The following is a 19282-nucleotide window of genomic DNA, read 5'->3' as shown; positions in this document are numbered from 1 at the left end:
CGATCAGCGTCGGCGCTTCGTCGACCTATTGCCAGAATGCCGGAGCACTGGCGCAGGCTGCCTTGATCAGTTGAACCGCCTGGTCGATGTCCTGCTCGGTGGTAAAACGCCCGAGGCTCAAGCGGATGGTGCGGCCGGCCGAGCGGGCATCGTGCCCCAGGGCCAGCAGCACATGGGATGGGGTATTGCTCGCGGAGTTGCAGGCCGAGGTCGCGGAAAACGCGATCGAGGCCAGCAACTCCGCCGGGTTGAACTCGCCTTGCGCGAAGGTCAGGCTCAGGGTATGGGGAATGCGCCGGGTCGGGCTGCCGTTTAGACGCACGCCGGGAATGTCCTGCAATTGCTCGAGCAAGCGTTCACGCAATCGCACGATGGTGGCTTTCTCTTCATCGAACGCAGCCGCCGCCAGTGCAAAGGCCGAGCCCATGGCCACGATCTGATGGGTCGCCAGGGTGCCCGAACGCAATCCGCCCTCATGCCCGCCGCCATGGATCTGCGCCTGCAATCGTTGCTGGGCACGCGGACCGACGTACAACGCACCGATGCCTTTGGGGCCGTACAGTTTATGCGCGGAAAACGACATCAGGTCCACCGGCCACTGCCCGAGGTCGATCGCCACCTTGCCCGCGCCCTGTGCGGCGTCGACATGGAACAACGCCCCGCGTTCACGCACCACCTGACCGATGGCGGGAATATCGTTGAGCGTGCCCAACTCGTTGTTGACCAACATCAGCGACACCAGGAAAGTGTCCTCGCGCATGGCTTCGCTGACCGCTTGCGCGGTGATCAGCCCATCGGCATCCGGCACCAGGTACGTCACGGCGACACCGGCATCCTGCAATTGCCTGGCGGTATCGAGAATGGCCTTGTGTTCGATCTGGCTGGTGATGATATGGCCACCGCCAGTGCCACGGCCCTGGGCTATGCCCTTGAGCGCGAGGTTGTTGGATTCGGTGGCGCCTGAGGTCCAGACGATCTGTTCAGGTGTCGCGCCGACCAGTTCGGCGACCTGGCGTCGAGCCTGCTCCACCGATTGCCGGGCCTGCTGGCCGAAGGCATGAGAGCTTGAGGCCGGGTTGCCGAAATTGCCGGTAAAGCCCAGACACTCGACCATCACCTTGATGACCCGCTCATCCACCGGCGTGGTGGCGGCGTAATCGAAATACAACGGACGTTTGTTCATAAATGACTCGCAGAGCGTGTTCCGGGATCAGGAAGCTCGTGACTGCAAACGGCAAAGCGCAGCCTTGTGAGCTGCGCGCTGTTTTCAGAACGTTACCAATACCTGATCGGATGCCGTTAAAGAAGGACTACTTCATTTAAAAGTGCGTAGGAACGCTCCTGAAAAGTCAGCTTAACAGGCATCGGGCAACCGGTTGAAGCAATGCGTCAGCTAAAGCTTTCGAGCAACAGCGGATACAGCGACCCCACGAGCAGCGCGGCCATGCCCCAATTGAACAGACGCAGCCAGCGGCGATCCTTCAGAACGTTGCGCAACAGCGTGCCGCAAGCGGCCCAGACACCGACGCTCGGCAGGTTGATGATGGCAAAGACGGCCGCAATCACGATCACATTAACGAAGTAACCCTGCATCGGCGTGTAGGTGCTGATGGCACCAATGGCCATGATCCAGGCCTTGGGGTTGACCCACTGGAACGCGGCGGCGCCCAGATAGCTGATCGGTTTCGCCTCGCTCTGCTGACTCTCCGGCATGGGCCCGGAATGAGCGATTTTCCACGCCAGATACAGCAGATACGCCGCCCCCACGTAACGCAGCACGGTGTAGAGCAATGGGTAAGCCTGGAACACCGCGCCAAGGCCGAAACCGACCGCCACCACCAGTACAAAGAAGCCACAAGTGATGCCGAGCATGTGCGGAATCGTGCGGTTGAAGCCGAAGTTCACCCCGGAAGCCAGCAACATGGTGTTGTTCGGACCGGGTGTGATCGAGGTGACGAGGGCGAACAGGGCAAAGCCCAGCAGCAGGTCGAGCGAGAGAGTCATGGGTGGCAGTCCGTCAGGGTCGGTCAGGTGTTGACCCTATCGCACACCTTGGGCGAAACCCATGGACAGTTACGCGAAACTTGAAGCAGTACAGTTTTGCCTCAACTTGGACGACCGTGAAGCTGTACAGATCGCCCGGCGTTCATTTCCCCCTGGTTGTCGTAGCTGAACGACTTTTGCGGCTGGCCGAGCAATTCGGCTTTCTTCGCGTGGTATTCGTCGAAGGACAATCCGCGACGGTTCAGCGCCTCCAGCGCCAGTTCCTTGCTTTCTTCAGCCGTGTAAGGGCGAAGCTCCGGGGAAACATGGCTGGCACATCCGGCGAGTACGGAGACGGCGAGCATCAGCAAAGTGGCGATCATCGGTTTCATTTCTGGCGTCCTGGCGACTGGGTTCGAGGCAATGAACACAGGCTACCCGCGCCTCCCGGGTAGCAGAAATCAACGCTTTCAATAGTGGCTATCAGGAAAGGGCGATCATTGTCCTTATCAACACTTGTCCAGAGCACAGGCCGGGAGCGCATTGGCTGGAGCCGACCTGATGGCATTTGTGTGGCGTTGCTGCTCGTCGGGCGCTCGGTGAGACGAAAGCGGCTGGCCTATATTTATTCGGCTGTACAACGAAGCAGGTACTTTCCATTCACAGAACAAGAACAGGGAGATCCATCATGAGCGTCAAACCCATTCCGGAGGGGTATCACAGCATCACCCCCTATCTGGGCATCCACAAAGCTGCCGAAGCCATCGATTTCTACAAGAAAGCCTTCGGCGCCATTGAGGTCATGCGCCTGGCCATGCCCGATGGTGGCATCGGTCACGCCGAACTGCGCATCGGCGATTGCCCGATCATGCTGGGCACGCCGTGCGATCAGGGACCGTTGAGCAATCCGGACAATTCGCCGTCCGTGGGTCTGCATTTGTATGTCACCGATGTCGACAAGTCCTACAAACAGGCCATCGATGCCGGTGCCACCGTTGTATCCGAGGTCAAGGATCAGTTTTACGGCGATCGCTCGGGGACCTTGAAGGATCCCTACGGGCACCTGTGGTTCCTGGCGACGCGCAAGGAAGACCTGACTCAGGAACAGATTGAACAACGGGCGAAGGAGATGTTTCAGCAGGGTTGAAATCTTCGCGAGCAGGCTTGCTCGGAATCTGTGGGAGCGGGCTTGCTCGCGAAGGCGGTGTGTCAGGCAACATTGACTTTGAATGTGCCGTCCCCTTCGCGAGCAAGCCCGCTCCCACCGTTTGATCTTCAGTGAATGTGAATCCTGCGGCCGGCCGTGCGCGGGTTGCTCTGCCTTTCTGCCTATCGAGAAACATTTTCTTTCACTTCCCCTTTCGGGATTTCCTTTGCTCATCCGTCTTACCTAGATGCAGTCCTGTCGCGTAGGCAAAAGCCACGACTGGACCTTCAGGGCGCTCATCCCTGCGAAGCCCGCAGCCGAGCGGCCTCTCATCCAGGCAAGACCTTCAATATGTCAAAGAAATCCCGTTCAAAAATCTGGTTCCTGGTCCATAGCTGGCTGGCGCTGCCGATCTGGTTTTTCGTGCTGATCGTCTGCGTAACCGGCACCCTGGCGGTGATCAGCCAGGAAATCGTCTGGCTGGCCAACCCGCCCATGCGCGCCAGCCAGCCCTCGGACGATGCACCACTGCTCAGCTATCAGCAGGTCATCGAGGCCATCAACAAGGCCGAGCCGCAGACCGTGGTGCAGAGCATCAGTCGGCCCGACGAGTCGCACTTCGCGCTGGATGTCGAAGTCAGCTATCCCGACGGACGCTCGGTGGTGATTTATGTCAATCCATACAGCGGCGTGATCCAGGGCGTCGCGCCGGAGTTCAACTTCCGCGCCTTCACCCGGGCGCTGCACGGCTGGTGGCTGGTGCCGTTCACCAACGGCTACAGCTGGGGCTGGTACCTGGTGTCGTTTCTCGGCTTGCCGCTGCTGGCTTCGCTGGTCACCGGGCTGGTGGTCTACAAACGCTTCTGGAAAGGCTTTTTCCGCCCGACCCTGCGGATTCGCCACGGCGCGCGAATTTTCTGGGGCGACTTCCACCGCTTGAGCGGCATCTGGTCGATCTGGTTCATCGCGGTGATTTCCATCACCGGCACCTGGTTCCTGATCCAGGCCTTGCTGTTCGATAACCAGATTTCCATCTCCACGGAAAAGATCATTCCGGCGATGTCCCGCGAAGCGGTACCGCTGTCGCCCGATGGATCCCCCCCACCGCGCATCGACCTTGATCGCGCGATTGAAATCGCCACGCAGAAAATCTCCGGGCTTGAAGCCAGCTTCGTCAGCCTGCCGGGCAATGCCTACAGCCATCTGGATGTCGGAGGACGCGGTTGGTATCCACTGATGTTCCAGACCGCGACCCTCAACCCGTACACCGGCGAAATCGCCGCCTCTCGCCTGATTTCGGACCGTTCGGCCCTGGAGTTCGTCACCGAGTCCATGCGCCCCCTGCACACCGGCGACTTCGGTGGCCTGTGGATCAAGCTGATCTGGGCGTTCTTCGGCCTGTTGCTGAGCATGATGGTGCTCAGCGGCTTGCTGATCTGGACCAAGCGCACGGCACTGGCCACGGCCAATGCCTTCAAGCGCAGCAATAGGACATCGCGCAGCGCCGCGGCGCAACCGGCCACCCGCAAGGAAACATCGGAGGCCAACCTGTGAGCAAAGACATTGCGGTCTCACCACCCTCGCGCCTGAGCGTGTTCTGGCACAAATGGCGCTTTCACCTGAATGTCCTGTTGCTGCTGATTCCGCTCGGTTTCATGCCCAAGTACTTCGCGGATGAAGCATTGATGCGTGGCGACAGTGGCCTGGGCGAACGCGAAGTCGGCGAAGTCCAGGTCGGCCCCTGGAGCCTGCGCCTGGCGGAGTTGCGCAACGCCGCCCCCACGCTCGATGGCCCGGCCGGCTACATGAAGGGTTTCAACGCGGCACTGTGCGAGGCCTGTATCGGACAGGTCAAGGCCACCTACCTGCGCATCGGCAAACCCCGCAGCCTGCGCGCCGCCGGCGTGATTTTCTTCGGCACGCCGTACCGCATGGGCGCTTCACTGCCCGTTCCGGAAAAGACCACGGCCGACGCCGAACTGTGGATCACCATGGAAGGCTGGGACGGCGCCATGCATCAGGCATCCATTCCGTTGAGCCAGGCCTCCCCCGCCACCCTCGCCTGGCTGAACAAACAAGGAGGCAAACCATGATCAACCCGCTTCGTCCACTCAACACTCTGTTGCTGCTGCTCTGCGCCGGCTTCAGTGCCAGCGCCCTGGCCCATAACCCGATGTGCGAATGCAAGGCCATCGACGCCGAGCAGATCAAATGCACCGGCGGCTTTTCCGACGGCAGCGGCGCACCGGGCGTGACCCTCGATGTGATCGGCTACGACGAAACCATCCTGGTGCCTGGCAAACTCGGAGCCGATTCGACCCTGACGTTCAAGAAACCCGGCGCCGAGTTCTACGTGCTGTTCGACGCAGGCCCCGGTCACGTGGTGGAAATCGACCAGGCGGACATCCAGGCGCCATGAATACTTCAACGACCCAAGTCGTACGCCCGGTGGGTGCCGGTCACGAAACCCTCTACGTCCTGCTGCTGTGCCTGATGATCCTTGCGGTCGCAGGTTCGGTGGTGCTCTGGCGCGGGGAATCCCATGAGGTGAGCAGCGTCAACAGCCACCAACTGGATGCGCGTCGCGACCTCAGCGCTGCCGAGCAAGGCATCTACGCCGATTTGCGGGTGACGCTGGAGGAGATTCATTTGCTGCGCCAGGAACAGCAAACCCTGCCGACGCCCGAGGCCCTCGCCGACGAGGGTTTTGCCCCGTTTGCCCGGGATGCCAGCTCCGTCAGCCGTGGCAGCCATGCCTGGCAATTGCTCAATGCCAAGGCCTACTTCGGCCAGAGCCAGACACCGACGGTCGCCGGTTCATTCCTGATGCGCCTGACCGCCACCGATGATGCTCCGGACATCTGGCTCAACCGCGCCGACACGCTCACAGCTCCGGCCGACCTCAGCGACAGCGCGCTCGAAAGTGCCGGCTGGCAACAGATCGTCGCGCAATTCGATGCCGGCGTGACCCGCCAGCACCGGCATTGAACCCTCGCCCTCACCCGAGAGAAGACCGCTTTCCCATGCCCATTTCATCTCAACGTTCTATCTTGCGCGTGCTGCTGATCGGCCTGCTGGCCTGCCTGCTGCCATCCCTTGCCAGTGCCGAGGCAGCCAAGCGCCTGCGCATCGGCATCACCCTGCACCCGTATTACAGCTACGTGGCGAACATTGTCGGCGACAAGGCCGAAGTGGTGCCGCTGATTCCGGCCGGTTTCAACCCGCATGCCTACGAACCCCGCGCCGAAGACATCAAGCGCATCAGCGGCCTGGACGTGATCGTGCTCAACGGCGTAGGCCATGATGATTTCGCCGACCGCATGATCGCCGCCAGCGAAACCCCGAACGTGCCGGTGATCGAAGCCAATGAAAACGTGCCGCTGCTTGCCGCCACCGGTGTTGCCGCCCGGGGTGCCGGCAAAGTGGTGAACCCGCATACCTTCCTGTCGATCAGCGCCTCGATCGCCCAGGTCAACAACATCGCCCGGGAGCTGGGCAAGCTCGACCCGGCCAATGCCAAAACCTACACCGAGAACGCCCGCGCCTACGGCAAGCGCCTGCGCAAGATGCGCGCCGATGCCCTGGCCAAACTGACCCAGGCGCCGAACGCCGAGTTGCGCGTGGCCACGGTGCACGCCGCCTACGACTATCTGCTGCGCGAGTTCGGCCTGGAAGTGACAGCCGTGGTCGAGCCGGCCCACGGCATCGAGCCGAGTCCGAGCCAGTTGAAAAAGACCATCGACCAACTGCGTGAGCTGGACGTGAAGGTGATCTTCTCAGAGATGGATTTTCCCTCCACTTACGTCGACACCATCCAGCGCGAATCCGGCGTGAAGCTGTATCCGCTGTCGCATATTTCCTACGGCGAATACACCGCCGACAAGTACGAAAAGGAAATGACCGGCAACCTCAACACCGTGGTGCGGGCGATTCAGGAGTCGGGGGCATGACTGCCAAGGATATCATCAGTGCACAAAGCCCCGTTCCAAGTGAATCCGAATCCATTGTGGGAGCGGGCTTGCTCGCGAAGGCGGACTGTAATTTGGCAATGATGCTGACTGACCCACCGCTTTCGCGAGCAAGCCCGCTCCCACAGGTTCCCGGCCCGACCCTGGATTTTACCGACATCAGCCTGACCCTCGGGCGCACGACGATCCTCGACAAGGTGACCTTCCAGGTCCGTCCCGGGAGCGTGCATGCGCTGGTCGGCCCCAACGGCGGCGGCAAGAGTTCGCTGATCAAGACCCTGCTCGGGCAAATGCCGCATCAGGGCCGCTTGAGCCTGCAGTGGTCGGCCGAGCCGGGGACCATTGGCTATGTGCCACAGGCGCTGGAGTTCGACCGGGGCTTGCCGATGACCGTCGACGATTTCATGGCCGCCATGTGCCAGCGTCGCCCGGCCTTTCTCGGTTTGAGCAAACATTACACGGCGGCGATTGGCGAGGCCCTTGAACGGGTCGGCATGCAGGACAAGCGCAAGCGCCGCATGGGCGCATTGTCCGGCGGCGAACGCCAGCGGGTGTTGCTGGCCCAGGGACTGATTCCGCCTCCGCAACTGCTGGTGCTCGACGAGCCGATGTCGGCCCTCGATGAAGCCGGGATCCGGGTGTTCGAACGCCTGCTCGGCGACTGGCGAGCGGCGGGCATCACCGTGCTGTGGATCGAGCACGACCTGGAAGCGGTCGGGCGCCTGGCCGATCACGTCACCGGCCTCAATCGCCGGGTGCTGTTCGACGCCACGCCGCAACAGGCACTGACGCCGGAGCGCCTGCTGACGCTGTTCTCGACTCACCCACGGAGCCTTGCCTGATGAGTTACGAAGCTTTTCGCCTGATGGTCCAGGGTTGGGCATCGTCGGGTTATCTGCCCGAGGCGCTGGCCTATGGGTTTGTGGTCAATGCGCTGCTCGCCGGCCTGCTGATCGGCCCGGTGCTGGGCGGCCTGGGTACGCTGGTGGTGGTCAAGCGCTTCGCGTTTTTCTCCGAAGCCGTCGGCCATGCCGCGTTGACCGGCGTGGCCATCGGCATTTTGCTCGGCGAACCCTACACCGGCCCCTACGGCAGCCTGTTCGGCTACTGCCTGCTGTTCGGCATTCTGCTCAACTACCTGCGCAACCGCACCGGCCTGGCGCCGGACACCTTGATCGGCGTGTTCCTCTCGGTATCGCTCGCCTTGGGCGCCAGCCTGCTGTTGATTCTGGCGGGCAAGATCAACGTGCACATCCTGGAAAACGTGCTGTTCGGTTCGGTGCTGACGGTCAACGGCAATGACTTGCTGGTGCTGGCCATTGTCGGTTCGCTGGTGATGGCCCTGGCTTTGCCTTTGTACAACCGCATCATGCTCGCCAGCTTCAATCCGCAACTGGCGGCGGTGCGCGGGGTGGCGGTGAAGGCCCTGGATTATCTGTTCGTGATTCTGGTGACGCTGATCACCGTCGCCGCGGTGAAGGTCATCGGTGCGATTCTGGTCGGCGCGCTGCTGGTGATTCCGGCAGCGGCGGCGCGTTTGCTCAGCCAATCGCTGAAGGGCTTTTTCTGGTGTTCAGTGCTGATCGCCACCGTCAGCACGCTGTGCGGGATTCTCGCGCCGATCGTCTTCGACCTGCCGATTCCGTCCGGTGCCGCGATCATCCTCGTGGCCGGTATCGCCTTCGCCCTGGCCGCCATTGCACGCGGCATCGTCCCCAGCCTGAAAGGGAACCTTGGATAAATGATTTTTTCTCTGCGCCAACTGACCCTCGCGGTGGCCCTGTGCGGGCTGACCGCCACGACTTTCGCCGCAAACAACGGCAAACCGCTGCGCGTGCTGGCCTCTTTGCCGATCACTTATGGTCTCGGTGAAGTGCTGCTCAAAGGCACCGATGTCAGCCTCGAACGCGCCGCGCCGGCCAATCTGCCCGGCAGCCGCCAGACCGCCTACTTCACCGGCCGAGGTGCCCCGGCGCTGGCCCTGCTGGCGAAGGATGCCGATGCGGTGATCGGCCTGCGCTCACTCTGGCCGGATGACCCGCTGTACCCGATCTCCCGGCGCAGCAATATCCGTATCGTCGAAGTCGATGCCGCCCGCCCGGTGGACGGCGCCCTGCCGGGCATCGCCGTGCAGCCGGGCAACAGGGTAGACGGCCTCAACAGCCAGCCGTGGTTTTCCAGCAACAACATGGGCCGTATGGCCGACGTGATGGCGGCGGATCTGGTACGCCTGGCCCCCGAGGCCAAGCCAAAAATCGATGCCAACCTGGCGGCTCTCAAGCAACGCTTGCTCAAGCTCAGTGCTGACAGCGAAGCGCGGCTGGCGACGGCCGATAACCTCAGTGTGATGAGCCTCAGCGATCATTTCGGCTACCTGATCGGTGGGCTCAATCTGGAGCTGGTGGGGCTGGATGCGCGACCGGATGCGCAATGGACACCGGAAGAGCTCGAGGCGTTGAGCGCGATGCTCAAGGACAATGATGTGGCGGTGGTGTTGCATCACCGGCAGCCTTCGGAGACGGTGAAAGCCGCGATTGCTGAGGCCGGGAGTCGGTTGGTGGTATTGAGCACCGATGCTGAAGACCCGGTGAGTGAACTGGAGGGGAATGTGGACAGGGTGATCGAGGGGTTGAGCATCGGGCCTTCGGCCTAAGATCAAAAGATCGCAGCCTTCGGCAGCTCCTACAGGTATTGCGCATCCTGTAGGAGCTGCCGAAGGCTGCGATCTTTTACCAGGAAGCCCGCTGATTCAAGCGGTCTTCTCAGCCGCCTGCTCATCCATCTTCTGGCGCAGGCTCAACGGACGCATGTCGGTCCAGGTCTCTTCGATATAGGCCAGGCATTCCTTTTTCAGCCCGCTTTTGCCCACGGTGCGCCAGCCCTGCGGCACGGCTTTGTAATCGGGCCAGATCGAGTATTGCTCTTCATGGTTGACCACGACCTGAAAGAGGATGTCCTCGCGGTCGAATACTGAAGTCATGCTGTCTCTCCATCGGTGTTGGGCGGGCTGCGCCCTGTGCGCAGCCTTTATGTAGAAGGAACGTTGCGCGGCGCGAAATATTTACTGATCGCGGGTGGCAGCGGCCAGGGCCCGGCCGAAAATCCCGGCCACCTGATCGATTTCCGCAGCGCTGATCACCAGTGGCGGCAAGAAGCGCACCACCGCGCCATGGCGGCCACCGAGTTCCAGGATCAAGCCTCGCTTGAGGCATTCGCGCTGTACCAGGGGTGCCAGGCGGGCGAAGACCGGCGGGTGGCCCTGGGCATCCAGTGCGCCCGTCGGATCAACCAGTTCGACACCGAGCATCAAGCCACGCCCACGAATATCTCCCAATTGCGGGAAGTCTCGTTGCAGGATGCGCAGGTGCTCGGCCAGGCGCTCGCCCATGGCGGCGGCATGCTCGCAGACCTTGTGTTCGACCAGATAACGCATCACCGCGGAACCGGCGGCCATGGCCATCTGGTTGCCACGGAAGGTCCCGGCGTGAGCGCCCGGCAGCCAGGTGTCGAGCCAGTCGCGATAGACCACCACCGCCAGCGGCAGGCTGCCGCCGATGGCCTTGGACATCACCACGACATCGGGAATGATCCCGGCGTGTTCGAAGGCAAACATCTTGCCGGTACGGGCGAATCCGCTCTGGATTTCATCGACGATCAGGGCGACGCCCGCCTTTTCGGTGATCCGCCGCACACCGCGCAACCAGTCCAGGTCGGCCGGGATCACTCCACCCTCGCCCTGCACCACTTCCACGATCACCGCCGCCGGCAATTGCACCCCGGCCTCGGGGTCGTTGAGCAGGTTTTCCAGATAACTCAGGTTGGCTTTCACCCCTTGCGCACCGCCCAGCCCGAACGGGCAGCGGTAATCGTAAGGGTACGGCATGAACTGCACGCCGCTGCCGAGCAAGGCGCCCAGCGGCTTTTTCGGCCCGAGGCTGCCCATCAGGCTCAGCGCGCCCTGGCTCATGCCGTGATACCCGCCCTGGAACGAGATCACGGTGCTGCGGCCAGTGGCGGTACGCACCAGCTTCAGGGCGGCTTCCACGGCGTCGGTGCCCGTGGGACCGCAGAACTGGATCTTCGCTTCAGCGGCCAGGGCAGGCGGCAGCAGGCCGAACAGGTCCTGGACGAACTGATCCTTGACCGGGGTGGTCAGGTCCAGGGTGTGCAGCGGCAGTTCATCGGTCAGCACTTGCTGGATGGCCTGGATCACCACCGGGTGGTTGTGCCCCAGGGCCAGGGTCCCGGCACCGGCCAGGCAGTCGATGAACCTGCGGCCTTCGACGTCTTCGACGTAAATACCCTTGGCGCGCTTGAGCGCCAGGGGAATGCGTCGCGGATAGCTGCGGGCGTTTGATTCCTGCTGGCTCTGGCGGGCCAGCAGCGGTGATTCGTTGAATTGATAAAGCGTCTCGGCGGACGTCGCCGGCTGATCTTCGATAAGGCTGGTAGCGACTGACATCTCTCGACCCCTCAATACGGTTTTCCTGTTCTGGAAACGCATCAGCGCTTGAGGGATTTAGGTGGTAACACGGAAACCTTTGTAGGAGCGAGCTCTGCTCGCGATGGACTCAAGAACACCGCGTGCATTCAGAAAGCACGCGTTATCGTTATCGACCATCGCGAGCAAGCTCGCTCCTACAGGGGGTTGTGGTGATTTTCAGGCTGGTTGCAGCGGCATCGTCAGTTCGACCCGCAAGCCGTCCGGTCGGCTATCGAATTGCAGCGTACAACCGCAACGCTGAACGATCGCCTGGACAATCGCCAGCCCCAGGCCACAACCCGTGCTCTGGCCGTTGCGCCAGAAGCGTTGGGTCAAGTGCTGCAAATCCTCTTCGGCAATCCCCGGCCCATGGTCGCGCACCACAAACTGCACACGATTGCCGGTGGTTTCCAGGCTCAACTCCACCGCTTTGTCGGCGGGAGTATGGCGCAGTGCGTTGTCGAGCAAATTGCGCAACGCGGCGATCGACAGCACGGCGGGCATTTGTACTGGCGCAGCGGAGACCTTGCCCGGTGCCTGAAACCTGATGCGCTGGCGATCGCCGCTCGCCGCATCCTGGATCGCCAGTTTTGCCACTTGCTCGGCGTTGCACTGCACACCGTCGTCAAACGACAGGCTGCCCTCGACTCGCGCCAGCAACAGCAATTGCTCGAGGGTGCGGTGCATGCGATCCGCCCCTTCTTCGGCGCGTGCCAGGGATTGGTCCCGGGCACTACCGTCGGTCATGCGTGCCACTTGCAGGTGGGTCTTGATGGCGGTCAGCGGGCTGCGCAACTCGTGGGCCGCGTCACCGGTCAGGCGACGTTCGCGCTCGATGGTCTTGCCGATGCGCTGGAGCAACTGGTTCTGGGTTTCCAGCAAGGGTTGCAGCTCGCTGGGCAATGGCTGGATCTGCAAGGGTTCCAGGGAGTCGGCGCTGCGGCGCATCAAGGCGTCGCGCATGCGGTTGAGCGGCGCCAGCCCCTGTCCGATGCCCAGCCAGAGCAGGCACAAGCAACCGAGCAGCGCCACGCCCACCGGTACCGAAGCGGCCAGCAGGATCGACATGTTCAACGCCTCACGCTCGATCTGCCGGTCGGCGGTGGTGATGCGCAGATCGCCACGGGCCAGTGTGAAACTGCGCCACGGCGCGCCGTCGATCATCTGATCGTGAAAGCCCAGCTTCTCGGCCTCCAGCGTCTGCTGCGGATCGGTGTGGCTGCGGGCCAGGATTTCACCGCGCAACGAGCTGACCTGGCACGCCATGCCACCCGGTATGTTCAATTGTTCGGCGCTGAAGTGGGTGCCCTCGCCCTTGCTCGGCACGGGCGGCAGTTGCTCCATCAGGCCGGCGACCATGCGTGCCGACGCCACCAGGCGCTGGTCGAGGGAAAACATCATTTGATTGCGCAAATCGCTGAGCATCCAGGCCGCGGCCAGGGCCCAGATCAGCGCAAACGCGGCGCCGAGCGTCAGGCTCAGGCGCAAACGCAGACTCATCACTTCGATTCTTCTCCGCCATCAGCCGGCCCCAGGCGATAGCCCAGGCCGCGCACGGTCTCGACAATGCCATTGCCGAGCTTGCGCCGCAGGTGATGGATATGGACGTTGAGGGCGTTGCTTTCCAGCTCGTCGTTGAAACCGTAGACGCTGTCCTTCAGTTGCTCGGTGGACAGCACCCGGCCACGGTTATGCAACAAAGCTTGCAGCAGCGACTGCTCGCGGCGCGAGAGGTCCACCGGCTGGCCGGCGAGTGTGGTTTCGCGGCTGCTCGGATCGTAGGTCAGGGCGCCGTGTTCGATCAGGTTGACGCTGCGCCCCGCCACCCGTCGCAACAGCGTGTGCAGTCGTGCGGCGAGTTCGCGCAGGTCGAAGGGTTTGAGCAGGTAATCATCGGCACCGGCTTGCAGGCCATCGACGCGGTCGGTGACCGAATCACGCGCGGTGAGGATCAAAACCGGCAACTCCAGGCCTTGATGGCGCAACTGCTGCAGCAGCTTGAGGCCGTCTTCGTCCGGCAGCCCAAGATCGAGCACCATGACATCGAACTCCGCGACCCTGAGCATGGCCCGGGCAGCGGACGCCGTGGCCACGTGCTCCACGGTCAGGCCTTGGGCAGTCAGGCCGGCAACGATGCCGCTGGCGATCAGCTCATCGTCTTCGCAAACCAGTACGTGCATGACAGCTCCATGGGTAAAAACATGAGTCAAGCAGGTGAGGATTAAGGCCCAATTATGACAAGCCATGTGAATGAGGAGAAGCGCAAAGACCGCGCATAGCCGTTGTATTGGCTATTACTTGCCGTATGAACAACTAACATTTACCCCGACCATTTAAATAACGAAACAATGCTCAATAAACAAACCTTTAACAACTGCATAGAATCATGCATCTGGCGGATCACTGTTGTCAGACTGCAAATGGATTTAAACGCACCACTGAACAACATCAATAAAACTGAAAGGAATCAGACTATGCGTACATTAAAAAACGTGGTCGCCGTAGATTGGCGATCCGGAAAAGACCGTTATTACTTCTTTTTCAAAGATACCGAAACCTACACTCGAATCGATGCTGAATACCGCAACCTTCCAGACGGATACCCCGCATCAGTCAACTCAGGTAATTGGGACAGTTTTCACTCAGACGTCAAAAATCTGAGATTCGGGTTCTCAACCACCAATATTTACAGCTTCGATGGGCAAGAAGCTTTTGACCGGGATTATCTTATGCTTTTCTATTACAAGGGCGAAACCCCCATGTGCTGCTGGTACGATCAGGATGATGACAAGGTCACTCGCCGTCGACCTGTGGCAGATACTCACTATCGCCCTATTCTTCCGTACTTTGACAGAATTGTGGCGGCCACATGGTGGGAAAGCTTCGGTGTAAACTGGATAGGAAAAACGTCACCCGTTCGATTCCTTATGAACGACGGGCACACTTTCATGTTTGATATGTACGAGAAAAATGTGCGCCTTGAGCCCATCGATGAGCGCACCTGGCCTGGCTTGGCACCGTACAAGGATCGGATCCTCACCGGCGTGCAAAATGACCGAACGCTGGCGGAAAGTCTTTTCCATATCTTCCTGACCGATAATGAATTCATGACCTATACCATTCCCAATGGCGAACTCGTGCACGGCCCCGAGAAGGTCGATGAAAACAGCTGGCCGGGTCTGCTTCGCGACTGAGCCTGGTCAGACCATGGCAAGCGAGCGGCGGTTAATCATCGGTTAATCGCCGCCGCACATTGTGCACCTCACCTGCACTGAGCCAAGGTTTTTCCATGCGTCGACTGTTTTTGTTTTTTGTTCTCTTGATCTCGGGTCTGGCCCAGGCGGGAACCAATCCGTTCGAAACCCAACCTGACTTTCTTCCGGTCGGCAAAGCCTTCATTTTTACTTCCGAACGCCTGGAATCTGGTGAAACCCAGCTGTTCTGGCAGATTGCCGACGGCTATTACCTGTATCAGAAGCGCCTGAAATTCGATGGCCTGCCGGAACAGCACAAACCCGTGCTACCGGAGGGCGAGGCCCACAGCGACGAGTTTTTCGGTGAGCAGCAGGTTTATCGACAAGGCCTGGAACTGAAAATCCCTGCCGGGGCCAGTGGGCAGATCAAGGTGGGCTTCCAGGGCTGTGCGGATGCCGGTTTGTGCTATCCACCGCAAACCCAGGTCGTAAACCTGGGCGACAGTGCCACAGTCAATTCAGCCAACGAAGCGCCAGACCTGGCCTTGGCCAGCGACCTGCAACAACGGGCGCTGGGCTGGAGCCTGCTGGTGTTCTTCGGTCTGGGCCTGCTGCTGGCCTTCACCCCTTGCTCACTGCCGATGCTGCCGATTCTGGCCGGGCTGATCGTCGGCAGCGGCGCCTCGCCCAAGCGTGGTTTCGCCCTGGCCGGCAGTTACGTGGTCAGCATGGCGCTGGTGTATGCGGCGATGGGTGTCCTGGCCGCCTCGCTGGGGGCGAACCTGCAAGCCTGGTTGCAGAACCCTTGGCTGCTGGGCAGTTTCGCGGCGATTTTCGTGTTGCTGGCGCTACCGATGTTCGGCTACTTCGAGCTGCAACTGCCGGTGGCTGTGCGGGATCGACTGGAAAACGTTTCGCGTAATCAGCGCGGCGGAAGCCTGGTCGGCGCGGGTGTGCTGGGTGCATTGTCGGGGTTGTTGGTCGGCCCGTGCATGACCGCACCACTGGCCGGCGCGCTGCTGTACATCGCGCAAAGCGGTAACGCGTTGCATGGCGGATTGATTCTGTTCGCCCTGGGCATCGGCATTGGTGTGCCGCTGCTGTTGCTGGTGACCGTTGGCAATCGCTTCATGCCCAAGCCGGGTGCGTGGATGAACCTGGTCAAAGGCATTTTCGGCTTCCTGTTCCTCGCCACGGCGCTGCTGATGTTGCGCCCGGTGCTGGATGAGTCGCTGTGGGTCGGCCTGTGCGGGGCGTTGTTGTTGATTGCGGCGTACAGTGCCTGGAAACAGTCGGATGGCTTCGGTCGCATTGCTCACCTGTTCGGTGCCATCTCGTTGCTGCTCGGCTTGTGGGGCAGTCTGTTGATGATCGGTGCGGCCGGCGGCAGTGATGATCTGCTCAAACCGTTACAAGTCTTCCGCGCGTCCAACTCCGCCGTCGCTGCCATGCCGACCGGCCACGACGCCTTCACTACGATCAAAGACCCGGCTGCACTGCAAAGGGAGCTCGATGTGGCGCAGGCTCAGGGCCAGTGGGTGCTGCTGGATTACTATGCCGACTGGTGCGTGTCGTGCAAGGTCATGGAAAAACAAGTGTTTGGCAAACCCCAAGTGCTTGAAGCCTTGAGCGATGTGCGCTTGCTCCGCCTGGACGTCACCGCCGACAATGCCGCCAGTCGCGAGTTGCTCGGCCGTTACAAAGTGCCAGGGCCACCGAGCCTGCTGTGGATTGGCGCTGACGGTGAAGAAAGGCGCAGCCAGCGCATCACCGGCGAGGTCAATGCCGACACTTTCCTGCAACGCTGGATTACCACCCGAGACGCCCGTTAATGCTGACCTTCACCCTCGGCACCTTTGCCATCGCGCTCAATCACCTGCTGCTGATCAGTGCGCTGGCGCTGGCCACTTTTGTCGGCTGGCGGGTGGCCAAGCGTGGCGGTGATAACCCCGAGTCCGCGCTGTTCAGCCTGTTCCTGCTGGGCATGCTGGCGGCCCGGATCGGTTTCGTGGCGGTCTATTGGGCGCACTACCGCAATGATCCATGGCAGATCATCGACCTGCGCGATGGCGGTTTTCTCGCCTGGCCGGGGGTGATTGTCGTGCTGATCGCCACGCTGTATCGCGGCTGGCGTCGCCCGGGTTTGCGCCGCCCACTGGGTTTTGGCGCGGCCAGCGGCCTGGCGTTCTGGTTGTTGGCAACGTTCTCCCTGTCGATTTATGAACAAGGCACACGCCTGCCGGAAATCACTTTGCGCAACGCCGCCGGCGAAACCGTGCAACTGGCCGACTACAAGGGTGGCCCGTTGGTCATCAATCTCTGGGCAACCTGGTGCCCGCCGTGCCGCCGGGAAATGCCGGTGCTGGAAAGCGCCCAGCAACAACGTCCGGACCTGACGTTCCTGTTCGTCAATCAGGCGGAAAGCATGCAAAGCGTCGCGACCTTTCTGGAAACCCAGGGCCTGAGCCTGTCCAACGTGCTGTTCGACGGCGGCGGGCGACTGAGCCAGGCCGTCGGTTCCATGGCATTGCCGACTACGCTGTTCTACAGCCCCGAAGGTCGCCTGCTGGGCAGCCATCTGGGTGAGCTGTCAAACGCCAGCCTGGCTCGCGCGCTGGAAAACTTCGACACCGTTCCCGTCACCTCTTCAAGGAAACTGCCATGCCCCGCCTCCGCCACCTGTTGACCCTGAGCCTCGGTGCTGCCCTGCTGCACCTGCCATCGGTGCAGGCCGAAGAGTTGCCCGATGCGATCAGGAAAATCGAGGCCAAGGGCGCGAAAATCGTCGGCCAGTTCGACGCCCCCGACGGCTTGCGCGGGTATGCCGCGCAATACCAGGGCCGCGGCATGGCGCTGTACCTGACCCCGGATGGCAAACACGTTTTGCTGGGCAACCTGTATGACGCCGAGGGTAATGACCTGAGCAGCGCGCCACTGCAGAAACTGGTGTACGCGCCGATGGCCAAGGAAGTCTGGGCCAAGTTCGAAACCAGTAACTGGATCGGTGACGGCAAGAAGGATGCGCCGCGCGTGGTGTACCTGTTCAGTGACCCGAACTGCCCGTACTGCAATATGTTCTGGGAACAGGCCCGGCCGTGGGTCAAAGCCGGCAAGGTGCAGTTGCGCCACATCATGGTGGGCATCATCCGCGAAGACAGCCCGGGGAAATCCGCCGCACTGCTCGCCGCCAAAGACCCGGAAAAAGCCCTGCAGGACCACGAGGCCGCCGGCAAGGGCAGCTCGCTCAAGGCCTTGAAGGAAGTGCCGCCAGCGATTCAGGCAAAGTTCGCGGCCAACATGCAATTGATGGAAGAGCTGGAGTTGCAGGCGACCCCGGCGATTTTCTACATGGACGACAAGGGTAACCTGCAACAACAGCAAGGCGCGCCGTCACCGGACAAGCTGGTGAAGATTCTCGGGCCGAAGTAAGCAAGATCAAAAGATCGCAGCCTTCGGCAGCGCCTACAGGGCTGCGATCTTTTTCGTTAAACCTACGCCGGATTGCGCCCAGCCAAAAACTCCAGCAGCGCCTGGGTGACAAACTGCGGATTCTCCAGACTGGAAATATGCCCCGCCTCCGGCACCAGCACCCACGGGCAGCCAATCAGCTCAGCCATTTCACGGGTTTCCTCCGGCGGACGCGGAATGTCCTGATCACCGCACATCACCAGTGTGCTGGCACCGTCCAGCTCGCCCAGCCGGTTCATACAGTCATCACGGCCAAAGGTAATGCGCCCCATCGGCACGATGCTTTCACGCAGGCGATCGGCGGGCAAGGCAGCCAACGCAGCACGGAAGTTTCGATACAGCGCCGATTGCGGGTCGATACCGGGACGAAAGAAGATCGGCACCACGATGTCCAGCAGCGCAGGAGTGATGACACCCGCCTCTTCGATCTGCTTCAACAGTGAAAAGTAATACTGGCGGGTCGGCTCAGGTTCAGCGCCGACGTAGGTGTCCATCAGCACCAACCCGTTGATCCGGTGTGCAGCCGATAAGGCCAGGCGCGTTCCCCACATGCCACCGACCGACAAACCGACCAGCGTGACCCGCTCGATGTCCAGATGATCGAGCAAGACCAATGCCTGACGCGCCAGGTCATCCAGCGATACAGTGCCGACAGGCAACGGCCCGGATTGACCATGCCCCCACAGGTCCAGGGCTAACACACGATACTGTTGTGCCAGCGCGGCAATCTGCGGCGCCCACATGCCCTGATCCCACAGGTAACTGCCGGCAAGCAGTACAGCGGGGCCGGTGCCTTGATCGATGTAGTGAAGGGCTTGTCCGTCTATCGTTACGAAGGGCATCGACTGTCTCCGCGAGCAAAAAGGAGCCGGAAGACTGAGCGGCTCACGGATCACAGTCAATCACGAGAGTGTATGCGTTTGTACCGCCGCCTTCGCGGGCAAGCCCGCTCCCACAGGGTTTCAGGTGTTCATGCATCATGAGTACACCACCGAACCTGTGGGAGCGGGCTTGCCCGCGATGAGGCCGGTACAGCCGC

At 61.3% G+C, this 19282-nt stretch carries 21 protein-coding genes; 13 read left to right on the top strand and 8 right to left on the bottom strand.

What is annotated here, in order from left to right; genetic code table 11:
- Positions 1-25: 25 nt before the first annotated feature.
- From KW846_RS14460 to KW846_RS14450, 3 genes are all read right to left on the bottom strand, one after another.
- Positions 26-1183 (bottom strand): cysteine desulfurase family protein, encoded by a 1158-nt coding sequence (locus KW846_RS14460; protein WP_218482948.1) that lies wholly within the window; start codon positions 1181-1183, stop codon positions 26-28.
- 206 nt (positions 1184-1389) lie between these two features.
- Positions 1390-2004 carry a LysE family translocator gene (locus KW846_RS14455; RefSeq protein ID WP_218482947.1) on the bottom strand — a complete coding sequence of 205 codons (615 nt, stop codon included), beginning with the start codon at positions 2002-2004 and terminating at the stop codon, positions 1390-1392.
- A 101-nt stretch (positions 2005-2105) separates the two neighbouring features.
- Positions 2106-2375 (bottom strand): hypothetical protein, encoded by a 270-nt coding sequence (locus KW846_RS14450; RefSeq protein ID WP_007973410.1) that lies wholly within the window; start codon positions 2373-2375, stop codon positions 2106-2108.
- 296 nt (positions 2376-2671) lie between these two features.
- Here KW846_RS14450 and KW846_RS14445 point away from each other — a divergent pair, with 296 nt between their 5' ends.
- From KW846_RS14445 to KW846_RS14405, 9 genes are all read left to right on the top strand, one after another.
- Entirely contained in the window at positions 2672-3130 is a 459-nt protein-coding gene (locus KW846_RS14445; protein WP_104448869.1) for a VOC family protein, read from the top strand.
- Positions 3131-3481: 351 nt separating this feature from the next.
- On the top strand, positions 3482-4684 hold the full coding sequence (locus tag KW846_RS14440) for a PepSY domain-containing protein (RefSeq protein ID WP_218482945.1): 1203 nt from the start codon (positions 3482-3484) through the stop codon (positions 4682-4684).
- Positions 4681-5223, top strand: coding sequence for a thiamine pyrophosphate-binding protein (locus KW846_RS14435; protein WP_218482943.1), 543 nt, complete (start codon positions 4681-4683; stop codon positions 5221-5223). The genes KW846_RS14440 and KW846_RS14435 overlap by 4 nt, the downstream gene beginning before the upstream one ends.
- The gene (locus KW846_RS14430) at positions 5220-5549 is read left to right on the top strand and encodes a hypothetical protein (RefSeq protein WP_095968110.1); all 330 of its coding nucleotides are present in this window, start codon (positions 5220-5222) and stop codon (positions 5547-5549) included. The genes KW846_RS14435 and KW846_RS14430 overlap by 4 nt, the downstream gene beginning before the upstream one ends.
- A complete protein-coding gene (locus KW846_RS14425) occupies positions 5546-6118 on the top strand; it encodes a DUF6162 family protein (RefSeq protein WP_218482941.1) in 573 nt (190 codons plus the stop codon). The genes KW846_RS14430 and KW846_RS14425 overlap by 4 nt, the downstream gene beginning before the upstream one ends.
- Positions 6119-6153: 35 nt before the next feature.
- Positions 6154-7080, top strand: a complete 927-nt coding sequence (locus tag KW846_RS14420) for a metal ABC transporter substrate-binding protein (protein WP_102700850.1) — start codon at positions 6154-6156, stop codon at positions 7078-7080.
- A 101-nt stretch (positions 7081-7181) separates the two neighbouring features.
- Positions 7182-7940 carry a metal ABC transporter ATP-binding protein gene (locus tag KW846_RS14415; RefSeq protein ID WP_218482983.1) on the top strand — a complete coding sequence of 253 codons (759 nt, stop codon included), beginning with the start codon at positions 7182-7184 and terminating at the stop codon, positions 7938-7940.
- Complete coding sequence (locus KW846_RS14410) at positions 7940-8839, top strand: metal ABC transporter permease (RefSeq protein WP_095968106.1); 900 nt, start codon at positions 7940-7942, stop codon at positions 8837-8839. Before KW846_RS14415 ends, KW846_RS14410 begins: the two co-directional genes overlap by 1 nt.
- Positions 8840-9751: a metal ABC transporter solute-binding protein, Zn/Mn family gene (locus KW846_RS14405; RefSeq protein ID WP_218482939.1), complete on the top strand. Its 912-nt coding sequence runs from the start codon at positions 8840-8842 to the stop codon at positions 9749-9751.
- A 96-nt stretch (positions 9752-9847) separates the two neighbouring features.
- On the opposite strand, the gene KW846_RS14400 is transcribed toward KW846_RS14405, so the two are convergent.
- From KW846_RS14400 to KW846_RS14385, 4 genes are all read right to left on the bottom strand, one after another.
- On the bottom strand, positions 9848-10078 hold the full coding sequence (locus tag KW846_RS14400) for an MbtH family protein (protein ID WP_116580111.1): 231 nt from the start codon (positions 10076-10078) through the stop codon (positions 9848-9850).
- 81 nt (positions 10079-10159) lie between these two features.
- The gene (locus tag KW846_RS14395) at positions 10160-11560 is read right to left on the bottom strand and encodes an aspartate aminotransferase family protein (RefSeq protein ID WP_218482937.1); all 1401 of its coding nucleotides are present in this window, start codon (positions 11558-11560) and stop codon (positions 10160-10162) included.
- 198 nt (positions 11561-11758) lie between these two features.
- Positions 11759-13084 (bottom strand): ATP-binding protein, encoded by a 1326-nt coding sequence (locus KW846_RS14390; protein ID WP_218482934.1) that lies wholly within the window; start codon positions 13082-13084, stop codon positions 11759-11761.
- The gene (locus KW846_RS14385; protein ID WP_095968102.1) at positions 13081-13761 is read right to left on the bottom strand and encodes a response regulator; all 681 of its coding nucleotides are present in this window, start codon (positions 13759-13761) and stop codon (positions 13081-13083) included. Before KW846_RS14385 ends, KW846_RS14390 begins: the two co-directional genes overlap by 4 nt.
- 294 nt (positions 13762-14055) lie before the next feature.
- Here KW846_RS14385 and KW846_RS14380 point away from each other — a divergent pair, with 294 nt between their 5' ends.
- From KW846_RS14380 to dsbG, 4 genes are all read left to right on the top strand, one after another.
- Positions 14056-14775, top strand: a complete 720-nt coding sequence (locus KW846_RS14380; RefSeq protein WP_218482931.1) for a hypothetical protein — start codon at positions 14056-14058, stop codon at positions 14773-14775.
- Positions 14776-14870: 95 nt separating this feature from the next.
- Positions 14871-16607 carry a protein-disulfide reductase DsbD gene (gene dsbD, locus KW846_RS14375; RefSeq protein ID WP_218482929.1) on the top strand — a complete coding sequence of 579 codons (1737 nt, stop codon included), beginning with the start codon at positions 14871-14873 and terminating at the stop codon, positions 16605-16607.
- Positions 16607-17461, top strand: coding sequence for a TlpA disulfide reductase family protein (locus tag KW846_RS14370; protein WP_218482927.1), 855 nt, complete (start codon positions 16607-16609; stop codon positions 17459-17461). Before dsbD ends, KW846_RS14370 begins: the two co-directional genes overlap by 1 nt.
- The gene (gene dsbG / locus KW846_RS14365; protein ID WP_102700840.1) at positions 17437-18204 is read left to right on the top strand and encodes a thiol:disulfide interchange protein DsbG; all 768 of its coding nucleotides are present in this window, start codon (positions 17437-17439) and stop codon (positions 18202-18204) included. Before KW846_RS14370 ends, dsbG begins: the two co-directional genes overlap by 25 nt.
- Positions 18205-18266: 62 nt before the next feature.
- Here the strand turns inward: dsbG and KW846_RS14360 are convergent, their stop codons facing one another.
- Positions 18267-19085: an alpha/beta fold hydrolase gene (locus tag KW846_RS14360; protein WP_218482925.1), complete on the bottom strand. Its 819-nt coding sequence runs from the start codon at positions 19083-19085 to the stop codon at positions 18267-18269.
- Between the last annotated feature and the right edge of the window lie 197 nt (positions 19086-19282).

This window comes from Pseudomonas sp. PDM32, from assembly GCF_019219225.1.
GTDB classification, from domain to species: Bacteria; Pseudomonadota; Gammaproteobacteria; order Pseudomonadales; family Pseudomonadaceae; genus Aquipseudomonas; species Aquipseudomonas laurylsulfatiphila.
Note: the sequence above shows the minus strand (reverse complement) of the source record. Positions and strands in the feature narration are given on the sequence as shown.